Source organism: Agromyces sp. GQ35 (assembly GCF_059758475.1).
Window position 1 is genome coordinate 2,246,074 of sequence record NZ_JCAXEO010000001.1, and the last position, 17,238, is coordinate 2,263,311.

15 protein-coding genes are annotated in these 17,238 nt (G+C 69.6%); 14 read left to right on the plus strand and 1 reads right to left on the minus strand.

The window, feature by feature from the left end:
• Window positions 1-154 precede the first annotated feature (154 nt).
• The 8 genes from AC6CH0_RS10375 to AC6CH0_RS10410 all read left to right on the plus strand — a co-directional run bounded on the left by AC6CH0_RS10375 (window position 155) and on the right by AC6CH0_RS10410 (window position 9,285).
• A complete protein-coding gene (locus tag AC6CH0_RS10375; RefSeq protein ID WP_498100397.1) occupies window positions 155-1,819 on the plus strand; it encodes an ABC transporter substrate-binding protein in 1,665 nt (554 codons plus the stop codon).
• 51 nt (window positions 1,820-1,870) lie between these two features.
• Entirely contained in the window at window positions 1,871-2,875 is a 1,005-nt protein-coding gene (locus AC6CH0_RS10380) for an ABC transporter permease (protein ID WP_498100399.1), read from the plus strand.
• Complete coding sequence (locus AC6CH0_RS10385) at window positions 2,868-3,965, plus strand: ABC transporter permease (RefSeq protein WP_498100401.1); 1,098 nt, start codon at window positions 2,868-2,870, stop codon at window positions 3,963-3,965. Before AC6CH0_RS10380 ends, AC6CH0_RS10385 begins: the two co-directional genes overlap by 8 nt.
• 5 nt (window positions 3,966-3,970) lie before the next feature.
• Window positions 3,971-4,846, plus strand: a complete 876-nt coding sequence (locus AC6CH0_RS10390; protein WP_498100403.1) for an ABC transporter ATP-binding protein — start codon at window positions 3,971-3,973, stop codon at window positions 4,844-4,846.
• Window positions 4,843-5,694 carry an ABC transporter ATP-binding protein gene (locus AC6CH0_RS10395; protein ID WP_498100405.1) on the plus strand — a complete coding sequence of 284 codons (852 nt, stop codon included), beginning with the start codon at window positions 4,843-4,845 and terminating at the stop codon, window positions 5,692-5,694. The genes AC6CH0_RS10390 and AC6CH0_RS10395 overlap by 4 nt, the downstream gene beginning before the upstream one ends.
• 69 nt (window positions 5,695-5,763) lie before the next feature.
• Entirely contained in the window at window positions 5,764-6,918 is a 1,155-nt protein-coding gene (locus AC6CH0_RS10400; RefSeq protein ID WP_498100407.1) for an ROK family transcriptional regulator, read from the plus strand.
• 106 nt (window positions 6,919-7,024) lie between these two features.
• Entirely contained in the window at window positions 7,025-8,284 is a 1,260-nt protein-coding gene (locus AC6CH0_RS10405) for a family 4 glycosyl hydrolase (protein ID WP_498100409.1), read from the plus strand.
• The gene (locus tag AC6CH0_RS10410) at window positions 8,281-9,285 is read left to right on the plus strand and encodes an N-acetylglucosamine kinase (RefSeq protein ID WP_498100411.1); all 1,005 of its coding nucleotides are present in this window, start codon (window positions 8,281-8,283) and stop codon (window positions 9,283-9,285) included. Before AC6CH0_RS10405 ends, AC6CH0_RS10410 begins: the two co-directional genes overlap by 4 nt.
• A 36-nt stretch (window positions 9,286-9,321) precedes the next feature.
• Here AC6CH0_RS10410 and AC6CH0_RS10415 read toward each other — a convergent pair whose 3' ends face one another.
• The gene (locus AC6CH0_RS10415) at window positions 9,322-9,942 is read right to left on the minus strand and encodes a MerR family transcriptional regulator (RefSeq protein WP_498100413.1); all 621 of its coding nucleotides are present in this window, start codon (window positions 9,940-9,942) and stop codon (window positions 9,322-9,324) included.
• Window positions 9,943-10,028: 86 nt separating this feature from the next.
• Here AC6CH0_RS10415 and AC6CH0_RS10420 point away from each other — a divergent pair, with 86 nt between their 5' ends.
• The 6 genes from AC6CH0_RS10420 to AC6CH0_RS10445 all read left to right on the plus strand — a co-directional run bounded on the left by AC6CH0_RS10420 (window position 10,029) and on the right by AC6CH0_RS10445 (window position 17,234).
• Complete coding sequence (locus AC6CH0_RS10420) at window positions 10,029-10,448, plus strand: hypothetical protein (protein WP_498100415.1); 420 nt, start codon at window positions 10,029-10,031, stop codon at window positions 10,446-10,448.
• 71 nt (window positions 10,449-10,519) lie between these two features.
• On the plus strand, window positions 10,520-10,966 hold the full coding sequence (locus AC6CH0_RS10425) for a VOC family protein (RefSeq protein WP_498100417.1): 447 nt from the start codon (window positions 10,520-10,522) through the stop codon (window positions 10,964-10,966).
• A gap of 57 nt (window positions 10,967-11,023) precedes the next feature.
• Window positions 11,024-12,502, plus strand: a complete 1,479-nt coding sequence (locus tag AC6CH0_RS10430; RefSeq protein WP_498100419.1) for a malate:quinone oxidoreductase — start codon at window positions 11,024-11,026, stop codon at window positions 12,500-12,502.
• Between the two features lie 353 nt (window positions 12,503-12,855).
• Window positions 12,856-14,637, plus strand: coding sequence for an ABC-F family ATP-binding cassette domain-containing protein (locus AC6CH0_RS10435; RefSeq protein WP_498100421.1), 1,782 nt, complete (start codon window positions 12,856-12,858; stop codon window positions 14,635-14,637).
• A 95-nt stretch (window positions 14,638-14,732) separates the two neighbouring features.
• Window positions 14,733-15,842 carry an Rv2578c family radical SAM protein gene (locus tag AC6CH0_RS10440; protein ID WP_498100423.1) on the plus strand — a complete coding sequence of 370 codons (1,110 nt, stop codon included), beginning with the start codon at window positions 14,733-14,735 and terminating at the stop codon, window positions 15,840-15,842.
• Window positions 15,843-15,932: 90 nt separating this feature from the next.
• Window positions 15,933-17,234, plus strand: a complete 1,302-nt coding sequence (locus AC6CH0_RS10445) for a sensor histidine kinase (RefSeq protein WP_498100425.1) — start codon at window positions 15,933-15,935, stop codon at window positions 17,232-17,234.
• Window positions 17,235-17,238: the final 4 nt, after the last annotated feature.

Genomic DNA, 17,238 nt, shown 5'->3' on the forward strand with positions numbered 1-17,238 from the left:
GCCGGAAACGCGTGGGAAACAGAAACTGGATGACTTGTTTCTAGTTACTATCTTTTCTGTTAGGGTCACTTCCAGTAACGCCTGAGCACGAGCACCAGCGGGCGGCGTCACTGCACCACCTTCCACGCAACGAAGCACGAGAGGAATGTCGGAGATGACTCGAACCACACGCTCATTCGCGGTGGCACTCGCCGCAGGAGCGGCTGCGCTCGCCCTGGGAATGACCGGATGCACACCGTCGGCCGGAGGGGGCGGAAGCGATTCCTCCGTGCTCCGCGTCTGGGCCGGCAGTGCCACCCCGATCAACAACAACTTCAACCCGTTCGCCGCCGACACGGCCGTGCACGCCACCTTCGGCGCGATCTACGAGCCGCTGTTCTTCTTCAACCAGCTGTCGGCCGATGCGCCCGTCGGCCTCATCGGCGACACGTACGAATACAGCGAAGACGGCAAGACCCTCACCGTCACGATCAAGCCCGACCAGAAGTGGAGCGACGGCGAAGACCTCACCGCCGCCGACGTCGCCTTCACCTTCGGCTACGGCTCGAACAAGTCCGAGCAGTTCGTCTCGGCCGAGGCGAGCGACGACACCACCGTCGTGCTCACCTACACCGAGCCCCAGTTCACGAGCGCCTCGCTCGCCCTCGGCTCGACGTACATCATTCCCGAGCACATCTGGGCCGACATCGACGACTTCATGGCCGAGACGAACCCCGAACCCGTCGGCTCCGGCCCGTTCACGCTGAAGAGCTTCTCGGACGCCGCGTACACGGTCGAGGCGAACGAGCTCTTCCGCGACGGCGCCCCCGCGGTCAAGGAGGTGCAGTACCTCGGCCTCGACTCGAACCAGTCGTCGCAAGACCTGCTGACGACCGGCAAGATCGACTGGGTCGGCCAGTTCATCGCGAACCCCGACGCCGTCACCGGCAAGGGGAACATCACGACGCTCAACCTGCAGCAGGACCCGACGACGATCACGACCTGTGCGAACGCCGACCTCGGCTGCGTCGGGCCGCAGACCGACCCGGCCGTGCGCCAGGCGATCAACGTCGCGATCGATCGCGCCACGATCGCCGAGAAGGCATTCGCCGGACTCGCGGGCGAGTCGTCGCCGTCGTTCACCCTTCAGCCGCGCGATGAGCAGTGGCTGAGCGACCCCGAGCTCGCGACGAGCCCCCAGTCGGCGGATGTCGCCGAAGCGGGCGCGATCCTCGAGGCCGCCGGATACACCAAGGACGCCGACGGCTTCTACGGCAAGGACGGCACGGCGATCGAGATCGACCTGTTCTCGCCCGACGGCTGGACCGACTACAACGACGCGGCGAAGCTCATCTCCGAGCAGGCCGCCGAAGCCGGCATCCGCATCAATGCGCGCACCGTCTCCGACGCCGAGTACTGGACGCCGATCCAGTCGGGCGACTTCCAGATGGCGCTGTACGGCCTCACCCAGAGCCTCGTCGCCGACCCGTACTCGAACTACCACGAGTACTTCGCAGCGAGCTCGACCGCCAAGGTCGGCGAGAGCCCGCTCGACGGGCAGAACTACTCGCGCTACTCGAACCCGGTCGTCGATGCCGCAGTGCTCGCCGCCGGCGCGACGCAGGATGTCGCTGCGAAGCAGGCCGCCTATGCGGCGATCCAGACCGAGATCGCCCGCGACCTGCCCTACATCCCGGTGGTGCTGAACGCCTCGCAGTCGTTCTTCAACACCGAGAAGTTCTCGGGATGGCCGAGCGAGAGCGACCTCTACGCCGCTCCGCTGCCCTACCTCTCGGTGGCCAACGCGGTGGTGCTCGCGCACCTCACGCCCGCGAAGTAGCCCCACCGGTCCCATGGAACGAACTTTCCCACTCTCGAGGACGGCAGCGGCATGAGCTTCTACCTTCGGCGGGTCGCCTTCTACCTGGTGACCTTCTGGGCGGCGATCTCGCTCAACTTCCTGCTGCCCCGGCTCCTTCCGGGCGACCCCGCCGCGATCATGCTCGGCAAGCTGCGGCGTGCCAGCGGTGGGCGCCCGCTCTCCGAGGAGACGATCGAGGCGATCACCTCGATCCTCGGCGCCGGGAAGGACATGTCCCTCTGGGACCAGTACCTCGCGTACTGGGGTCGGTTGCTTCAGGGAGACCTCGGCGTCTCCTCGACGAGGTATCCGGCCCCGGTCGCCGAGCTGATCGCGAACGCACTGCCGTGGACGATCATCCTGGTCGGCGTCGCGACCGTCATCTCATTCCTGCTCGGCATCATCGTCGGCGCATGGGTGGGGTGGCGGCGCGGCACCTGGCTCGACCATCTCGTGCCCATCACGACCGTGTTCCAGTCGATCCCGTACTTCTGGCTCGCGCTCGTGCTCGTGGCGGTGTTCTCGGTGCAATTGGGCATCTTCCCGATCGTCGGCGGCTACGACGTCTTCGAGTTCCCAGCCGGACCCGAACCGAGCTGGGCGTTCATCGGCAGCGCGGTCTCGCACGCGATCCTGCCGGCGATCACGATCGTGCTCTCGTCGGTGGGCGGGTGGCTCCTCGGCATGCGCAACATGATGGTCTCGACGATGTCCGAGGACTACGTCGTGACCGCGGAGGCGAAGGGGCTCACGCCTCGGCGGGTGCGCACCAAGTACGCCTCGCGCAACGCCGCCATTCCGAGCCTCGCCGGCTTCGGCATCGCGCTCGGCTTCGTCGTCGCGGGCTCCATCGTGATGGAGCAGGTGTTCAGCTACCCCGGCATCGGCAAGCTCATGATCCAGGCGGTGCAGGGTCTCGACTACGCGCTCATGCAGGGCGTGTTCCTCGTGATCACGCTCACGGTGCTCGCCGCGAACTTCTTCATGGACCTCATCTACGGCTTCATCGACCCGAGGGTGCGACACAATGGCTGATTCCCAACCCACCCTCGATCGCGAGGCGACCGACTCGGGCTACGCCATGGGCGACGACGCGCCGTTCCAGTCGCCGGTCTCGGCCGAGGCCGTGCGCGAGACCGCCAGGGAGGCGACCGCCACCGCTGCGATCGCCGCCGCGCGGTCGAGTCGAGGCGGGCGGTTCCGGCACATCCTGCCGAGCCGCTCCGGCAAGCTCATCACGGGCCTCGTGATCGTCGGCCTCATCGTGCTCTTCGGCATCTTCGGGCCGATGATCGCCCAGCCGCCGCGCGACTCCGACAACGATGCGCTCCTGCCGCCCTCGCCCGAGCATTGGCTCGGCACCACGAAACTCGGCTACGACGTCTTCTCGCAGCTCGCGTGGGGCACGCAGGGTTCGTTGTTCGTCGGCCTCGTGGCCGGAGTCGTCGCACTGCTGCTCGCCGTGATCTTCGGCGTGTTCGCGGGCTACTTCGGCGGCGTGCTCGATGAGGTGCTGACCCTGTTCACCAACATCGTGCTGGTGATCCCGGGCCTGCCCGTCGTGATGGTGATCGCCGCGTACGTGCAGAACGCAGAGGGGCTCGGACCGCTCGCGCGGAGCTCGCTGCTCGTCGCGCTCGTGCTCGGCATCACCGGCTGGGCGGGATCCGCCGTGGTGTTGCGCGCCCAGGCCAGGTCGCTGCGCACCCGCGAGTACGTCGCCGCGGCACGCGTCGCCGGCGAGAAGCCGGGCCGCATCATCTTCGTCGAGATCCTCCCGAACCTCGTTCCGCTCCTCGCTGCGCAGTTCATCTTCGGCGTCATCTTCGCCGTGCTCGGCGAAGCCGGACTCTCCTACCTCGGTCTCGGCCCGACCGGATCGATCACGCTCGGCACGATGCTGAACGACGCCCAGACGGGGCAGGCCGTCGGCACCGGCGCCTGGTGGTGGTTCGTACCGCCCGGCGCGATCATCGCCGCCCTCGGTGCTGGCCTCTCACTCATCAACTTCGCGATCGACGAGGTTGTGAATCCCAAGCTCAGGCTCGCGCCCGAGAACGCGAAGCGCCAGCGCAGGGCCGCCAAGGCCGGCAAGGGCATCGCCGACACCGGAGCATTCGCATGAACGGCATGAACGGCACGAACGGCATGAACCTGGGCGAACCGGTGCTGAGCGCCCGCAACGTCTCGATCGAGTACGAGGTCGACCCGCCGGTCAAAGCCGTGCGGAATGCCTCGATCACCCTTCACCGCGGTGAGATCCTCGGCCTCGCCGGCGAGTCGGGCTGCGGCAAGACGACGCTCGCCTACGGCCTCAATCGCCTGCTGAAGGCGCCGGCGCTCATGACCGGCGGCGAGGTGGTGTTCCACGACGCATCCGGCCGTGACATCGACGTCGTCGCACTCGACGGAGAGGCACTGCGCACGTTCCGCTGGAACAAGGTCTCGATGGTCTTCCAGGGCTCGATGAACTCGCTGAACCCCGTCATGAACGTGCGAAAGCAACTGCACGACGTGTTCACGACGCATCGGCCGGCCATGAAGCGCGCCGAGCGCGAGGCGAGGAGCGCCGAGCTGTTGAGCCTCGTCGGCGTCGATCCGACGCGCCTCTCGAGCTTCCCGCACGAACTCTCGGGCGGCATGCGCCAGCGCGTCATGATCGCGATGGCGCTCGCCCTCGACCCCCAGGTGATGATCATGGACGAACCCACCACCGCCCTCGACGTGGTGGTGCAGCGCGGCATCATCCGCGAGATCATGCGGCTGCGCGAGCGCCTCGGATTCGCGGTCGTGTTCATCACGCACGACCTGCCCCTCCTCATCGAGATCAGCGACCGCATCGCGATCATGCTCGACGGCGAGATCATCGAGCAGGGGCCCGCCGAGCAGATCTACCGCTCACCGGGGCATCCGTACACCAAGCGCCTGCTCTCGAGCTTTCCGAGCCTGCGCGGTGAACGTGGCGACTTCATCCGCACCGGCGTCGCGGCAGGGGGTGCAGCATGAGCGGGGGTGGGAACGGCGCGAGCGAGACCACGACGCTCGAGGCGCGCCACCTGGTCAAGGACTTCCGGCTGCGCAGCGGAGCGAAGGTGCGCACGCTGCACGCGGTGAAGGATGTCTCGTTCACGCTCGAGCCCGGTCGCACGATCGCCCTCGTCGGCGAGAGCGGGTCGGGCAAGTCGACGATCGCCCGCATGATGGCGAAGCTCGAGACGCCGAGCTCGGGGGAGGTGCTGCTCGACGGCGCTCCGAGCGCGAATCGCGGCGGCGGGCTCGCGAGGTACCGGCGCGACGTGCAGATGGTCTTCCAGGATCCGTTCGGCTCGCTGAACCCGTTCCACCCGATTCGGCATCACCTCGAACGTCCGTTGCGCATCCACAATCCCCGGCTGTCGTCGCGGGAGATCCGCGTTCGGGCCGAGGAACTGCTCGAGCGGGTGCGCCTGTCGCCGGCATCGACGTTCGCAGATCGGCGGCCGCACGAGCTCTCGGGCGGCCAACGGCAGCGGGTGGCCATCGCCCGGGCGCTGGCCCCCGGAGCCCGGTTCATCGTCGCCGACGAACCGGTGTCGATGCTCGACGTTTCGATCCGCCTCGGCGTGCTGAACCTGCTCGCCGAACTGCAGCGGCAGGAGCATCTCGGCGTGCTGTACATCACGCACGACCTGGCGACGGCTCGGCACTTCTCCGACGAGATCCTCGTCATGTACCGCGGCGAGATCGTGGAACGCGGGCCGAGCGAGCAGGTGATCCTCGACCCCCGGCACGACTACACGAAGACGCTGCTCGAATCGGCGGCGGACCCCGAGCGACTCGGGGTGCTGCGCGACGAAGTGCGGAATGGCGGGTGAAAACATAAACAGTAAACATCCTTTTCAGATAGAGTGACCAGCAGGACCGACAGACGGAAGGCGGCACGCATGAGCCAGATCGACCCGGGCACACCGACGTGGCTCGCGGCGCGCAACGATCGCACCGCCTTCCGCCTGCTGCTCGCGCACGGTCCGCTGACCCGATCGCGCCTCGGCGAGCTCACCGGCCTGTCGAAGCCGACCGCCTCGCAGATGCTCGCCCGGCTCGAGCGGGTCGGCCTGATCCACCCGGTCGGCGAGCTCTCGGGCGGCCGTGGCCCGAACGCGGTCACCTATGGCGTGCGCACCGACCGCATCACGGGTGTCGCGATCTCGATCCTCGACCGCTCGATCCAGGCGGTCGTGGTCGATGCCGTCGATCACGACCACCCGATCGTGCAGATCGCGACGGATCCGGCCGACCGCACGCCCGAGGGAGACGTGCGCGCCGCCGTGCACGCCGCCTGCGCCGAGGCGGGCATCGACGAGGCATCCGTCAGCCGCGTCGTCATCGGAGTGCAGGCCGCCTTCTTCGTCGACGGCGACGAGCTCTCGTTCACCGACACCCTGCCCGGGTGGCCCGAAGTGGGCGCGCGTGCTCGCATCGAACAGGCCCTCGGCCTGCAGGTGACGATCGACAACGACGTGAACCTCGCCACCATGGCCGAGCGTTCAGCCGGTGCCGCACAGCACGCCGCGAGCTTCACCCTCCTCTGGATGGGCGACGGCCTCGGCGTCGGCGTCGATCTCGGCGGCACGGTGCATCGCGGTGCATCGGGCGGCGCGGGCGAGATCGGCTACCTCGCGGTTCCCCGCACCGCGGCGACACTCGCTCCGGCGGCGAACGACTTCACCGACCTGCTCGGCGGGCCCGCTGTCGCGCGTCTGCTCGGCGGCGACGTCGAGCCCCTCGCCGAGATGCTCCCGCGGCTGCCCGGCGACGACACCGCGCTCACCGCGCTCGCCGACCGCGTGATCCTCGCGGTCAACCCGCTCCTCGCGATCCTCGATCCGTCGATGATCGTGCTCGGGGGCCCGACGGGCAGCGCGGGCGGCGTCCGCCTCGCCGAGCTGGTCGCCGAGCGAGTGGATCCATCGGCGCACCCGAAGCTCGCAGTGCGCACGAGCGGCACGGGCGCACAGCCGGTGCTCCTCGGTGCGCGCGAGCAGCTCGTCGAGCAGATCCGAGACCACCTCGAGGCGGACATCTCGCTCGCCACCTGACAGTCGTCTCCAGCTCGCGGATGCCGCCGAGGCATCCGTCGACCGACCCTGAAACCTGCTCTCGCGCCCACGTGCGCGGGGCGAACCATGCACGGAATGAGGACCCATGAAGCTCGCCATCGTCGGCGGAGGATCGACGTACACCCCCGAACTCATCGACGGGTTCGCTCGCTTGCGCGACACGCTGCCGCTCGAGGAGATCCGGCTCGTCGACCCCGATGAGCGTCGCCTGGCCCTCGTCGCGGGCATGTCGCAGCGCATGCTGCAGCACGCCGGCCATCCGGCCCGGGTGGTCGGCACGACCGACCTGGTCGCCGGAGTCGCCGACGCCGACGCCGTGCTGATCCAGCTGCGCGTCGGCGGACAGGACGCGCGGCACGCCGACGAGAGCTGGCCGCACGAGGCCGGCTGCATCGGCCAGGAGACCACCGGGCCGGGCGGGCTCGCGAAGGCGCTCCGCACCGTGCCGGTCGTGCTGCGCATCGCCGACGTCGTGCGCGAGCACGCGAAGCCCGATGCGTGGATCGTCGACTTCACGAACCCCGTCGGCATCGTCACGCGCGCGCTCCTCGACGCGGGCCACCGTGCTGTGGGCCTCTGCAACGTGGCGATCGGGTTCCAACGTCGCTTCGCGGCGCTGTTCGGCGTCGAGCACGACCGGGTGAGCCTCGGCCATGTCGGCCTGAACCACCTCACCTGGGAGCGGAGCGTCGTCATCGACGGCGACGACCGACTGCCTGGCCTGCTGCACGACCGGCTCGGCGAGGTGGCCGACGAGGTGCACCTCGCGCCGGCGCTCATCTCGCAACTCGGAGTCGTGCCCTCGTACTACCTGCGGTACTACTACGCGCACGACGAGGTGCTGCGCGAACAGCTGCAGGAGCCGACCAGGGCCGAGGCGGTGCGTGCGATCGAGCACGAACTGCTCGAGCTCTACGCCGACCCGACGCAGCACGAGAAGCCCGCCGCCCTCGAGGGGCGCGGCGGCGCGTTCTACTCCGAGGCGGCGATCGAGTTGCTCGCCGCCATGCGCGACGGGGCGAGCCGAGCCCGCGTGGTCAACCTGCGCAACGACGGCGTGCTGCCGTTCCTGCCCGACGACCACGTCATCGAGGTGCCGGCCGTGTTCCGCGACGGGGGATTCGTCGCGGAACCGGTCGCGCCGCTGCCCGACGACATCCGCGGCCTGATCTCGGGCGTCGCCGGGTACGAGCGGCTCGCGCTCGACGCCGCAGTGCACGGGGGCCGCGACCGGGTGCTACGGGCGATGCGCGCCCACCCGCTCGTGCTCCAGCATGATCGCGCAGAGCAACTGACCGACCTGCTCATGGCCGAGAATGCGCCATTCCTGGAGTGGGCCCGATGAACGGCCTCATCGTCGCGGTCGACGCGGGCGGTTCGAAAACCGACGCGGTAGCGCTCACGATCGACGGCGAACTGCTCGCGCATCGTCGCGGCCCGGGATCGAGCCCGCACTTCGAAGGACTCGCCGAGGCGGTCGCCGTCGTCGATGAGCTCGTTCGTGGCGTCGCGGGCGGCGAGCGCGTCTCGCAGGCCGGGCTGTACGTCTCGGGCCTCGACCTGCCGGTCGAGATCGAGCAGTACGCCGCCGCCATCGGCGCGCTCGACTGGGCGGGGGAGTCGACGGTCGTCGACAACGACCTCTACGCTCTCCTGCGCGCCGGGACGGACGAGTTCGATGCGGTCGCCATCGTGTGCGGCACGGGCGTGAACGCGATCGGCGTGCGCGCCGACGGCGCCGAAGTGCGCTTTCCGGCGCTCGGCGGCATCTCCGGCGACTGGGGAGGAGGCAGCGGCATCGGCGAGCAGGCCCTCTGGCACGCAGCGCGAGCCGCCGACGGGCGGGGGCCGGCCACGATGCTCTCGGCGATCATCGTCGAGCAGCTCGGTGTCACCTCGGTGCCCGCGCTCATCGAGGACCTGCACTTCGGTCGTCGTGACTCCAGTGAGCTCACGGCGTTGACCCCCGCCGTCTTCGCGGCGGCGCGGGCGGGTGACGCCGTCGCGACCGAGCTCGTCGACCGGCAGGCCGAGGAGATCGTGGCGTTCGCCCGTGCGTGCGTGGTGCGCCTCGGACTCGAGTCGCGCGCGATCCCGATCGTGCTCGGCGGTGGCATCGTGCGATCGGGCGATGAGCGGCTGCTCGCTGGCATCACCGCGGGTCTCGCCGGGGTGGCACCCGAGGCTCGCATCGAGATCCTCGACTCGGCGCCGATCGTCGGAGCGGCGCTGCTCGCGCTCGCTCACGCCGGCGCGAGCAGCGAGGCGCTCGACCGGGCACGCGCGGCAGTGGTCGCGGCTACGCGATCGGATGCCTCGCGCGAGGACCTGCCCGTCGGGTCGTGACGCCCGGCGGGCCTGTCGGTGCCCGACCGTCGCGCGTCAGTCGGTGCGGCGAAGGCGGCGCACCGCGGCATCCTGATGCGCGAGCCGGCGAAGCGCGAGCAGCACCGGCTCGTAGAGCGCGGTGCCGAGCACGGTGTACTCGACGGCCGAGTGCGGCTCCGCCGGCATCCGCTCGAGGTCGTAGGCGGCGAGCTCGGCGACCGTGCGTCCGTACTGGGCGAGTCGTTCCGGCGAGATCGGCATGCCCGCGGCGTCGGCCGCGGCGAGGGCGCGTTCGAGCTGTGCGACCGCCGCGAACTCGGGGTCGTAGACCTGGCCGAGTGCCTCGAGCGCGGCTCTCGCGCGGGGGAACGGGTCGGATGCGTCGCCCGGATCGGCTCCGAGCGGGGGCAGGGCGCCGACGGCGCGCCCGAGTGTGGCATACAGGTCTTCGCCGGGTTCGTCGACGAGCTGCAGCACGACGCGCGTCTGCTGCACGCTGAGTCCGACGGGACCGGTAAGAGCTCGTACGAGCCGCAGCCGCTTCACGTGGCGCTCGTCGTAGCTCGCCTGCGTGGCCGACGTGGCGGTGCCCGGCTGCAGCAGGCCCTCGCGCAAGTAGAACTTGACGGTCGCGACCGGCAGGCCGGATTCGGCGGCGAGAGCGGAGATGCGCATCGGGCTCCTTGCGTTGGATAGTGCAACTCTCTAATATTGGAGAGTCTCACTATCTAATCATGACCTCATCGACGGAAGGATCGGCCATGCCGTCCGCAGAAGACCTCATCCTCATCGGCACCCTCCTGCTCGCCCTCGTGACCGTCGAGAGCGGCGGGTACTTCCTCACCCGTGTGGTGCGCGGCAAGGTGCCCGCGAACGCGCTGCAGGTGAGCTTCTTCCGGGCCGGCCACGCGCACGCGGCCGTGCTGCTCGTGCTCTCCGTCGCGATTCTCGCGGTGACCTCCCACGCAGCCCTCGACGGCTTCTGGCTGTGGCTCGCCCGGGTGGGCGTGCCGCTCGCCGCGATCCTCATGCCGGCGGGCTTCTTCCTCTCGGTGCTCGGCCGCGATCCCGAGAAGCCGAACCGGCTCATCGTGCTGCTCTGGATCGGCGTCGCCTCGCTCACCGGCGGGCTCATCTCCGCCGGCGTCGGCCTGATCGCCGGCGGCATCGCCGCGCTCTGACCTCTCCCCGCCGCGCCGCGCCGCACGAGAAGAGGGTGACGGGCGGAGCTGGGAGGCGTAGCGTCGAACGCATGGCCATTCCGCAGCGGTACTCGCTCATCACGCTCGGCGTCGCCGACGTCGAGGTCGCGACGGCGTTCTACCGAAGGCTCGGGTGGCACGAGGCGGCGTCGTCGGTCGCCGGCGAGGTCTCGTTCTTCGCGACACCCGGCGGGGTGCTCGCCCTGTGGGAGACCGCAGAGCTCGCGAAGGATGCCGCGTTGCCGACGATGCACGCACACGCGCCCGGCTTCCGCGCGGTGGCGCTCGCGATCAACCTCGCATCGAAAGCGGAGGTCGACGATGCCGTCGGCGACTGGGTGCTCGCGGGCGGGTCCATCACGAAGCCGGCCGCCGACACCGAGTGGGGCGGCTACAGCGGGTACGTCGCCGACCCCGACGGCAACCTCTGGGAGCTGGCGCACAATCCCTCGTGGCCGCTCGACGAGCGGGGGCTGCCGGTGCTCGGTAGCGCGTGATCAGCGCGTGATCCTCGCCGGTCGGGCACACCTCCGGCGGCATCTACACTGGAATCCGTGACTTCAGAGGAAACCGTCGACGTCGTGCTGATCGGTGGCGGCATCATGAGTGCCACGCTCGGCTCCCTGCTCTCGCAACTCCAGCCCGACTGGACGATCCGCGTCTACGAGCGGCTCGGCGAGGTCGCGCAGGAGTCGTCGAACGCGTGGAACAACGCGGGCACCGGCCATGCCGCTCTCTGCGAGCTCAACTACATGCCCGAGAACGCCGACGGCACCGTCAGCGCCGACAAGGCCGTCGCGATCAACGAGCAGTTCCAGATCAGCCGCCAGTACTGGTCGTACCTCGTGCAGCAGGGCGCGCTGCCCGAGCCGCACAACTTCATCAACTCGACGCCGCACATGACCTTCGTCAAGGGCAAGGCCAACATCGAGTACCTGAAGAAGCGGGTCGCAGCGCTGCGCGAGCAGCCGCTCTTCCCCGACATGGAGTACACCGAAGACCTCGAACGCATCGCCGAGTGGACCCCGCTCCTCGCCAAGAAGCGCAACCCCAAGGCCCGCGTGGCCGCGACGCGCATCGTGTCGGGCACCGACGTCGACTTCGGCGCGCTCACCAAGCTGCTGCTGCGCGACATCGAGCAGCGCGGCGCGCAGATCGCGACCAACCACCAGGTCACCCGACTGAAGCGGCAGAGCGACGGCACCTGGAAGCTGCGCCTGCGCCACCTCGTCGGCAACACCCCGAAGACGGTCAACGCGAGGTTCGTGTTCGTCGGAGCCGGCGGCGGCGCGCTCGCGCTGCTCCAGCACTCCGGCATCCCCGAGATCAAGGGCTTCGGGGGCTTCCCGATCTCGGGCCAGTTCTTCCGCACGACCAACCCCAAGCTCGTCGCCCAGCATCAGGCGAAGGTCTACGGCAAGGCCTCGGTCGGGGCACCGCCCATGTCGGTCCCGCACCTCGACACCCGCGTCGTCGACGGCGAGAGCGCGCTGCTCTTCGGCCCGTACGCGGGGTTCACGCCGAAGTTCCTGAAGACCTCGACCTGGTTCGACCTGCCGTTCTCGGTGCGCCTGCACAACATCGGCCCCATGCTGCAGGTCGCGTTCAAGAACTTCGATCTCGTGAAGTACCTCGTCGGCGAGCTGCTCGCCAGCCGCGACAAGAAGCTCGCAGCGTTGCGAGAGTTCATGCCGACCGCCAAGCACGAGGACTGGGAGCTCATCACTGCCGGCCAGCGCGTGCAGGTCATGAAGAAAGATCCCGAGAAGGGCGGCGTGTTGCAGTTCGGCACCGAGGTCATCACCGGCGCCGACGGAACGATCGCCGGCCTGCTCGGTGCGTCACCCGGTGCCTCGACCGCCGCACCGATCATGCTCGACATCCTCGGACGCTGCTTCCCCGACCGCATGGCCGGCTGGGAGCCGAAGCTGCGCGAGATGATCCCGAGCTACGGCACGAAGCTCACGGGCGACCCCGACCGCGCGGCGGCGACGCTCGCCGAGACCGCGAAGGTGCTCGACCTCACGGCCTGACCCGGTGCCGAAGCTGACGGCTCGTCGCGACCAGCCGCGACTACGGAAAGGGTTTGCTTTCGCGGCGAGCTCTGGTACCGTCGTCTTCGCTATGAAGTGAGTACACACCATCGTCCCGCGCCTGAGGCGCCGTTGACTTTGGGGTGTGCACACGGTTCTGATCACACCGTGTCGATCGCGACGGCATCTGCGCGCACCCATCGACGGCAATGCCCGGCGGGACTTCTCTCCGCTCCCGGGCGGTCGTCGGCGCCGCGTGCGCCGCGTTCCGCCAGTTCGGTGCATCGTTCGAACGGACGCGCGCCGCGGCATCCGTCGACCGCCCGGGGGCATTCGCGCAAAGGGCGTGCCGTATGGCTGTCTCCGTCACCAACTCCATCCATCTCCGCGTCGACGGGATCTCGGTCTCATTTCCCGACCGACGCGTGTTCACCGACCTCGGCTTCACCGTCGCGCCGGGCCAACGGCTCGGACTGATCGGCGAGAACGGCGCAGGCAAGTCGACGCTGCTTCGACTCGTCGCCGGGGAATTCGAGCGAGCGGATGCCGCGGCATCCGTCGACTCGAACGCCATCACCTCGGGCAGGGTCGCACGACCGCACCGCACCGGCCTGCTCTGGCAGGAGCTGCCCTTCGCCCCGCAGGAGCGCATCGGCGGGGTGCTCGAAGCCGCACTCGCCGAGGTGCGGGTCATCGAGCGCGAACTCGATGATGCCGCGGTGGCGCTCGGAGATGCGACGTCAGCGGATGAGGATGCCGCCGCTGCTGCTCGCTACTCGGCCGCGCTCGACGCCGCCGAACGCGCCGACGTCTGGAGCGCCCACGCGCGTCGTGACGAACTCCTCGACGGCCTCGGCGTCGGCTCGATCGGGCTCGACCGCGGCATCGCCGAGCTCTCGGGCGGTCAGCGTTCGCGGTTCGCACTGGCCGCGCTGCTGCTGCGCGCGCCCGACGCGTTGCTGCTCGACGAACCCACGAACCACCTCGACGACTCGGCGGCGGCGTTTCTCGAGGATCGACTCCGCGCCTGGCGCGGCCCGGTGATCTTCGCGAGCCATGACCGCGAGTTCCTCGATCGCGTGGCGACCGGGCTGCTCGACCTCGACCCGGGGCGCGCGGGTGCAATCGCGCTGGCCGGGCGCGGCACCCCGTCGGATCGCGGCGGGGCGTCGCGGGAGGCGTCGCTCGCGGCGTCCGGCGGTACGGTCTTCGGCGGGAGCTTCTCGGAGTTCCTCGCCGTGAAGGCCGAGGAGGAGGCGCGCTGGCTTCGCCAGTACGAGGACGAGCAGGTCGAGCTGCGGCGGCTACGCAGCGGCATCGCGGGCGCGTCGCGTCGCGTCGCCCATGGCCGGGCGGCGACCGACAACGACAAGTTCATCCGGCACTTCAAGGGCGAGAACGTCGACCAAGCGGTCTCGCGACGGGTGCGCAATGCCGAGCTCCGGCTCGCCACGCTCGAGCGCGAGCAGGTGCGGAAGCCGCCGGCGCGGCTGGAGTTCGCCGGCATCCCGTCGGGCTCGCACGCGCTCGAGGCGACGGCCGGCCTGCTGGTGCAGATGACCGATGTCGCGGTCGACGGCCGGCTCGCGCTCGACGCTTTGCAGGTCGAGCCGCTCACGACGTTGCTCGTGACCGGAGCCAACGGTGCCGGCAAGTCGACGCTGCTGAACGTGCTCGCCGGCACGCAGCGCGTCGATCGCGGCACCGTGCAGCGACACAGAGGGCTTCGGGTGCAACTGCTCGAGCAGGATGTTCGCTTCACGGATGCGGATGCCTCGCCGCGCCGCCTCTACGAGCGGGTGCTCGGCGAGCGGCGTGCCGAGCAGGTGCCGCTCGCCGGTCTCGGGCTCATCGCGCCCCGCGACGAGTCGCGGCCGATCGGGTCGCTCTCGGTGGGGCAGCAGCGACGGCTCGCGCTCGCGCTCGTGATCGCCAGGCCGCCGCACGTGTTCCTGCTCGACGAACCGACGAACCATCTCTCGCTCGCCCTCGCCACCGATCTCGAGGCGGCCCTGGGCTCCTACCCGGGCGCCGTCGTCATCGCGAGTCACGATCGGTGGTTGCGGCGTCGATGGACGGGACGGACCCTCGAACTCGTCGCCGGGCGGGCGGTGCGCGAGGCGGCGGTGCGGTGAGCCGGGCATGAGTCGGAACGAACGGATGCCCCGGTGCGCACGCTGCGCCGGGGCATCCGCTTGCTTCCGAATCGAACATGTGTTCGAATGTCGGTATGCGGTGGAGCGGGCAGGAGCTGGGGGTCGATCAGCTCGGCGCCCTGCCCGGGCTCGCGCGGCTCAACAACCTCGTGCGTTCGGTGCAGACACCCGACTTCGCGGGTGTGACGTTCCACGAGGTGCTCGCGAAGTCCGCGCTCAATCGCGTTCCGGGCCAGTCGGCGATGCCGTTCGGGTGGACCATCAACCCCTATCGAGGGTGCACGCACGCCTGCACCTATTGCTTCGCTCGCCCGACGCACACCTATCTCGATCTCGACGCGGGTGACGATTTCGACCGGCAGATCATCGTGAAGATCAACGTGGCCGACGTGCTGCGGCCCGAGCTCGCGAAGCCGTCGTGGCGGCACGAGCCGGTGGCGCTCGGCACCAACACCGACCCCTACCAGCGCGCCGAGGGGCGATACGCGCTCATGCCGGGCATCATCGAGGCGCTCGCCGAGAGCGGCACGCCGTTCAGCATCCTCACCAAGGGCACCCTGTTGCGACGCGACCTGCCGCTCCTCGCCGATGCCGCGAAGCTGGTGCCGGTCGACCTGGCGATGTCGATCGCGATCTACGACCACGAGCTGCAGCAGTCGGTCGAGCCCGGCACTCCGAGCACCGCAGCCCGCCTTGCGACGGTCACCGCCGTGCGCAACGCCGGGCTCGACTGCTCCGTGTTCCTGATGCCGATCTTGCCGTACCTGACCGATTCGAAGGCCCACCTCGATGCAGCATTGCGCAGTGTGAAGGCGGCGGGGGCGACGAGCGTGCTCTACACGGCGCTGCACCTTCGGGGCGGCGTGAAGCCCTGGTTCATGCAGTGGCTCGAGCAGGCTCACCCCGAATTGGTGCCGAAGTATGCCTCGATGTACTACGGTAACAACGCCTACGCGCCGAAAGCGTACCGCCGGTGGCTCGGCGAGCGTATTCGCCCGTTGATCAGGGCGCACGGTCTCGAACGCGGGCGCGAAGACCCGGTCACCGGGGGAGTCCGTTCCTCAGCGCTCGCGCACGGCCCCGCCACCGGGCGACGGCAGCCGGGGCGGTCGCCCGCGCTCCTCGCCGGCACTGAACTGCCCGACGCGTTCGGTCGCCCATCCGACCCATCGGCCCTGTTCTGATCGAGTCCTCCACGCCGCGGGGCCCGAAACTGGGATAATCCGCAGGAAGCCCGAACCTCGGTTCGCGCGCGGCACGAGCGGAGGACGACGATGACCCTGGGGTTGCCGGGCCACCTCGCGCGGGAATCGCTGAGCCGAGCGCTCGCCAACGCCGGCCACTGCGCTGCGTTCGCCTGCCTCGGCATCGCGCTCGTCCTCGGCGTCGTCATGGCGACTGTCGGCGGCGATTCCGGGGCATGGATCGGCATCGCGCTCGCGGTCGTCATGATCGTGCTGCTCGCATTCGTGGCGCGGTACCCCACGGTCACGCTGACCGTGATCTACCTCGTCGTCGGAACGGGCATCGTCTTCGCACTCACCGTGGTCGTCATGGATCCGAGCGGCATCTTCACGACGACGAACAACTCGGTGCTCGCCCTGCCGCGCATCGCATTGATCCTCGTCGGCGGCGCCGGCAGTGGATCTGCCATCGCGGTCACCTGGGCGGCCCTCGGCTACGGCCTGGGCGAGGCCGCCATGTTCCTCGGAGTCGCACTCGTCGGCGGCGCGTACGCCCCGAATACGGCGACCGCGCTCGCATTCGGCGTGGTGATCCTGGTCCGCGTCTTCGACGGCGTCAGTCGCCGCCCCGACATGCGGCGTGAGACCGGCCTGCACCGGGCGAGCCAGCAGACCCGTGAGCTCGCGATCCGCCACGACTACGAACTGCGCGCCACGGCGCGGCTGCACGACACCGCGCTCAGTCACCTCGTGGCGATCGCCGCCGCCGGTTCGGGGCCGGTCGATGAACGCCTGCGCCTCGGCATCCGCCAAGACCTGGGGCTCATCGTGGGCCGCGACTGGGCGACCGATCACGCGCCGGGTTCCACCGACGCCGTGCCGAGATCGAACACCGACACGGCGCGCGGCCCGCGTCAGTCCGCAGGCCGGCGCGGTCGGCAGCGCGACGCCCATGAGTCGGCTGCCGACTCGACTGCTCCGATCGACGACGCCGCGCAGTCGCCCACGCCCTCGCTCGAACACGCGTTCTCGGCGGCAGCGAACGCCGGTCTCGAAGTGCGTGTGACCGGTGATTTCGCCGTGCTGGCCACTCTCGGTCCCGATCGTGCCGCTGCGCTCGACGCTGCGGTCGCCCAGTGCCTCATCAACGTCGCCCGACACGCCGGCGTCGATGAGGCCGAGCTCGCGGTCGGACTGGGCGGTGGCGAAGTCACGGTCGCCGTGATGGACAGCGGCGTCGGGTTCGACGAGAGTGAAGTTCCGCCCGACCGCATCGGCCTGCGCACCTCCATCCGCGCCCGCATCGAGCAGGAGCAGGGCACGGTGCGCCTATGGTCGACGAAGGGCATCGGCACGACCATCGTGCTGACGGTGCCCGAGGGCGGCGAATGAGCGG

Coding starts and splice junctions, on each gene's coding strand:
- AC6CH0_RS10375 (WP_498100397.1), top strand. CDS start 155: ATGACTCGAACCACACGCTCATTCGCGGTGGCACTCGCCGCAGGAGCG.
- AC6CH0_RS10380 (WP_498100399.1), top strand. CDS start 1,871: ATGAGCTTCTACCTTCGGCGGGTCGCCTTCTACCTGGTGACCTTCTGG.
- AC6CH0_RS10385 (WP_498100401.1), top strand. CDS start 2,868: ATGGCTGATTCCCAACCCACCCTCGATCGCGAGGCGACCGACTCGGGC.
- AC6CH0_RS10390 (WP_498100403.1), top strand. CDS start 3,971: ATGAACGGCACGAACGGCATGAACCTGGGCGAACCGGTGCTGAGCGCC.
- AC6CH0_RS10395 (WP_498100405.1), top strand. CDS start 4,843: ATGAGCGGGGGTGGGAACGGCGCGAGCGAGACCACGACGCTCGAGGCG.
- AC6CH0_RS10400 (WP_498100407.1), top strand. CDS start 5,764: ATGAGCCAGATCGACCCGGGCACACCGACGTGGCTCGCGGCGCGCAAC.
- AC6CH0_RS10405 (WP_498100409.1), top strand. CDS start 7,025: ATGAAGCTCGCCATCGTCGGCGGAGGATCGACGTACACCCCCGAACTC.
- AC6CH0_RS10410 (WP_498100411.1), top strand. CDS start 8,281: ATGAACGGCCTCATCGTCGCGGTCGACGCGGGCGGTTCGAAAACCGAC.
- AC6CH0_RS10415 (WP_498100413.1), bottom strand. CDS start 9,942: ATGCGCATCTCCGCTCTCGCCGCCGAATCCGGCCTGCCGGTCGCGACC.
- AC6CH0_RS10420 (WP_498100415.1), top strand. CDS start 10,029: ATGCCGTCCGCAGAAGACCTCATCCTCATCGGCACCCTCCTGCTCGCC.
- AC6CH0_RS10425 (WP_498100417.1), top strand. CDS start 10,520: ATGGCCATTCCGCAGCGGTACTCGCTCATCACGCTCGGCGTCGCCGAC.
- AC6CH0_RS10435 (WP_498100421.1), top strand. CDS start 12,856: ATGGCTGTCTCCGTCACCAACTCCATCCATCTCCGCGTCGACGGGATC.
- AC6CH0_RS10440 (WP_498100423.1), top strand. CDS start 14,733: ATGCGGTGGAGCGGGCAGGAGCTGGGGGTCGATCAGCTCGGCGCCCTG.
- AC6CH0_RS10445 (WP_498100425.1), top strand. CDS start 15,933: ATGACCCTGGGGTTGCCGGGCCACCTCGCGCGGGAATCGCTGAGCCGA.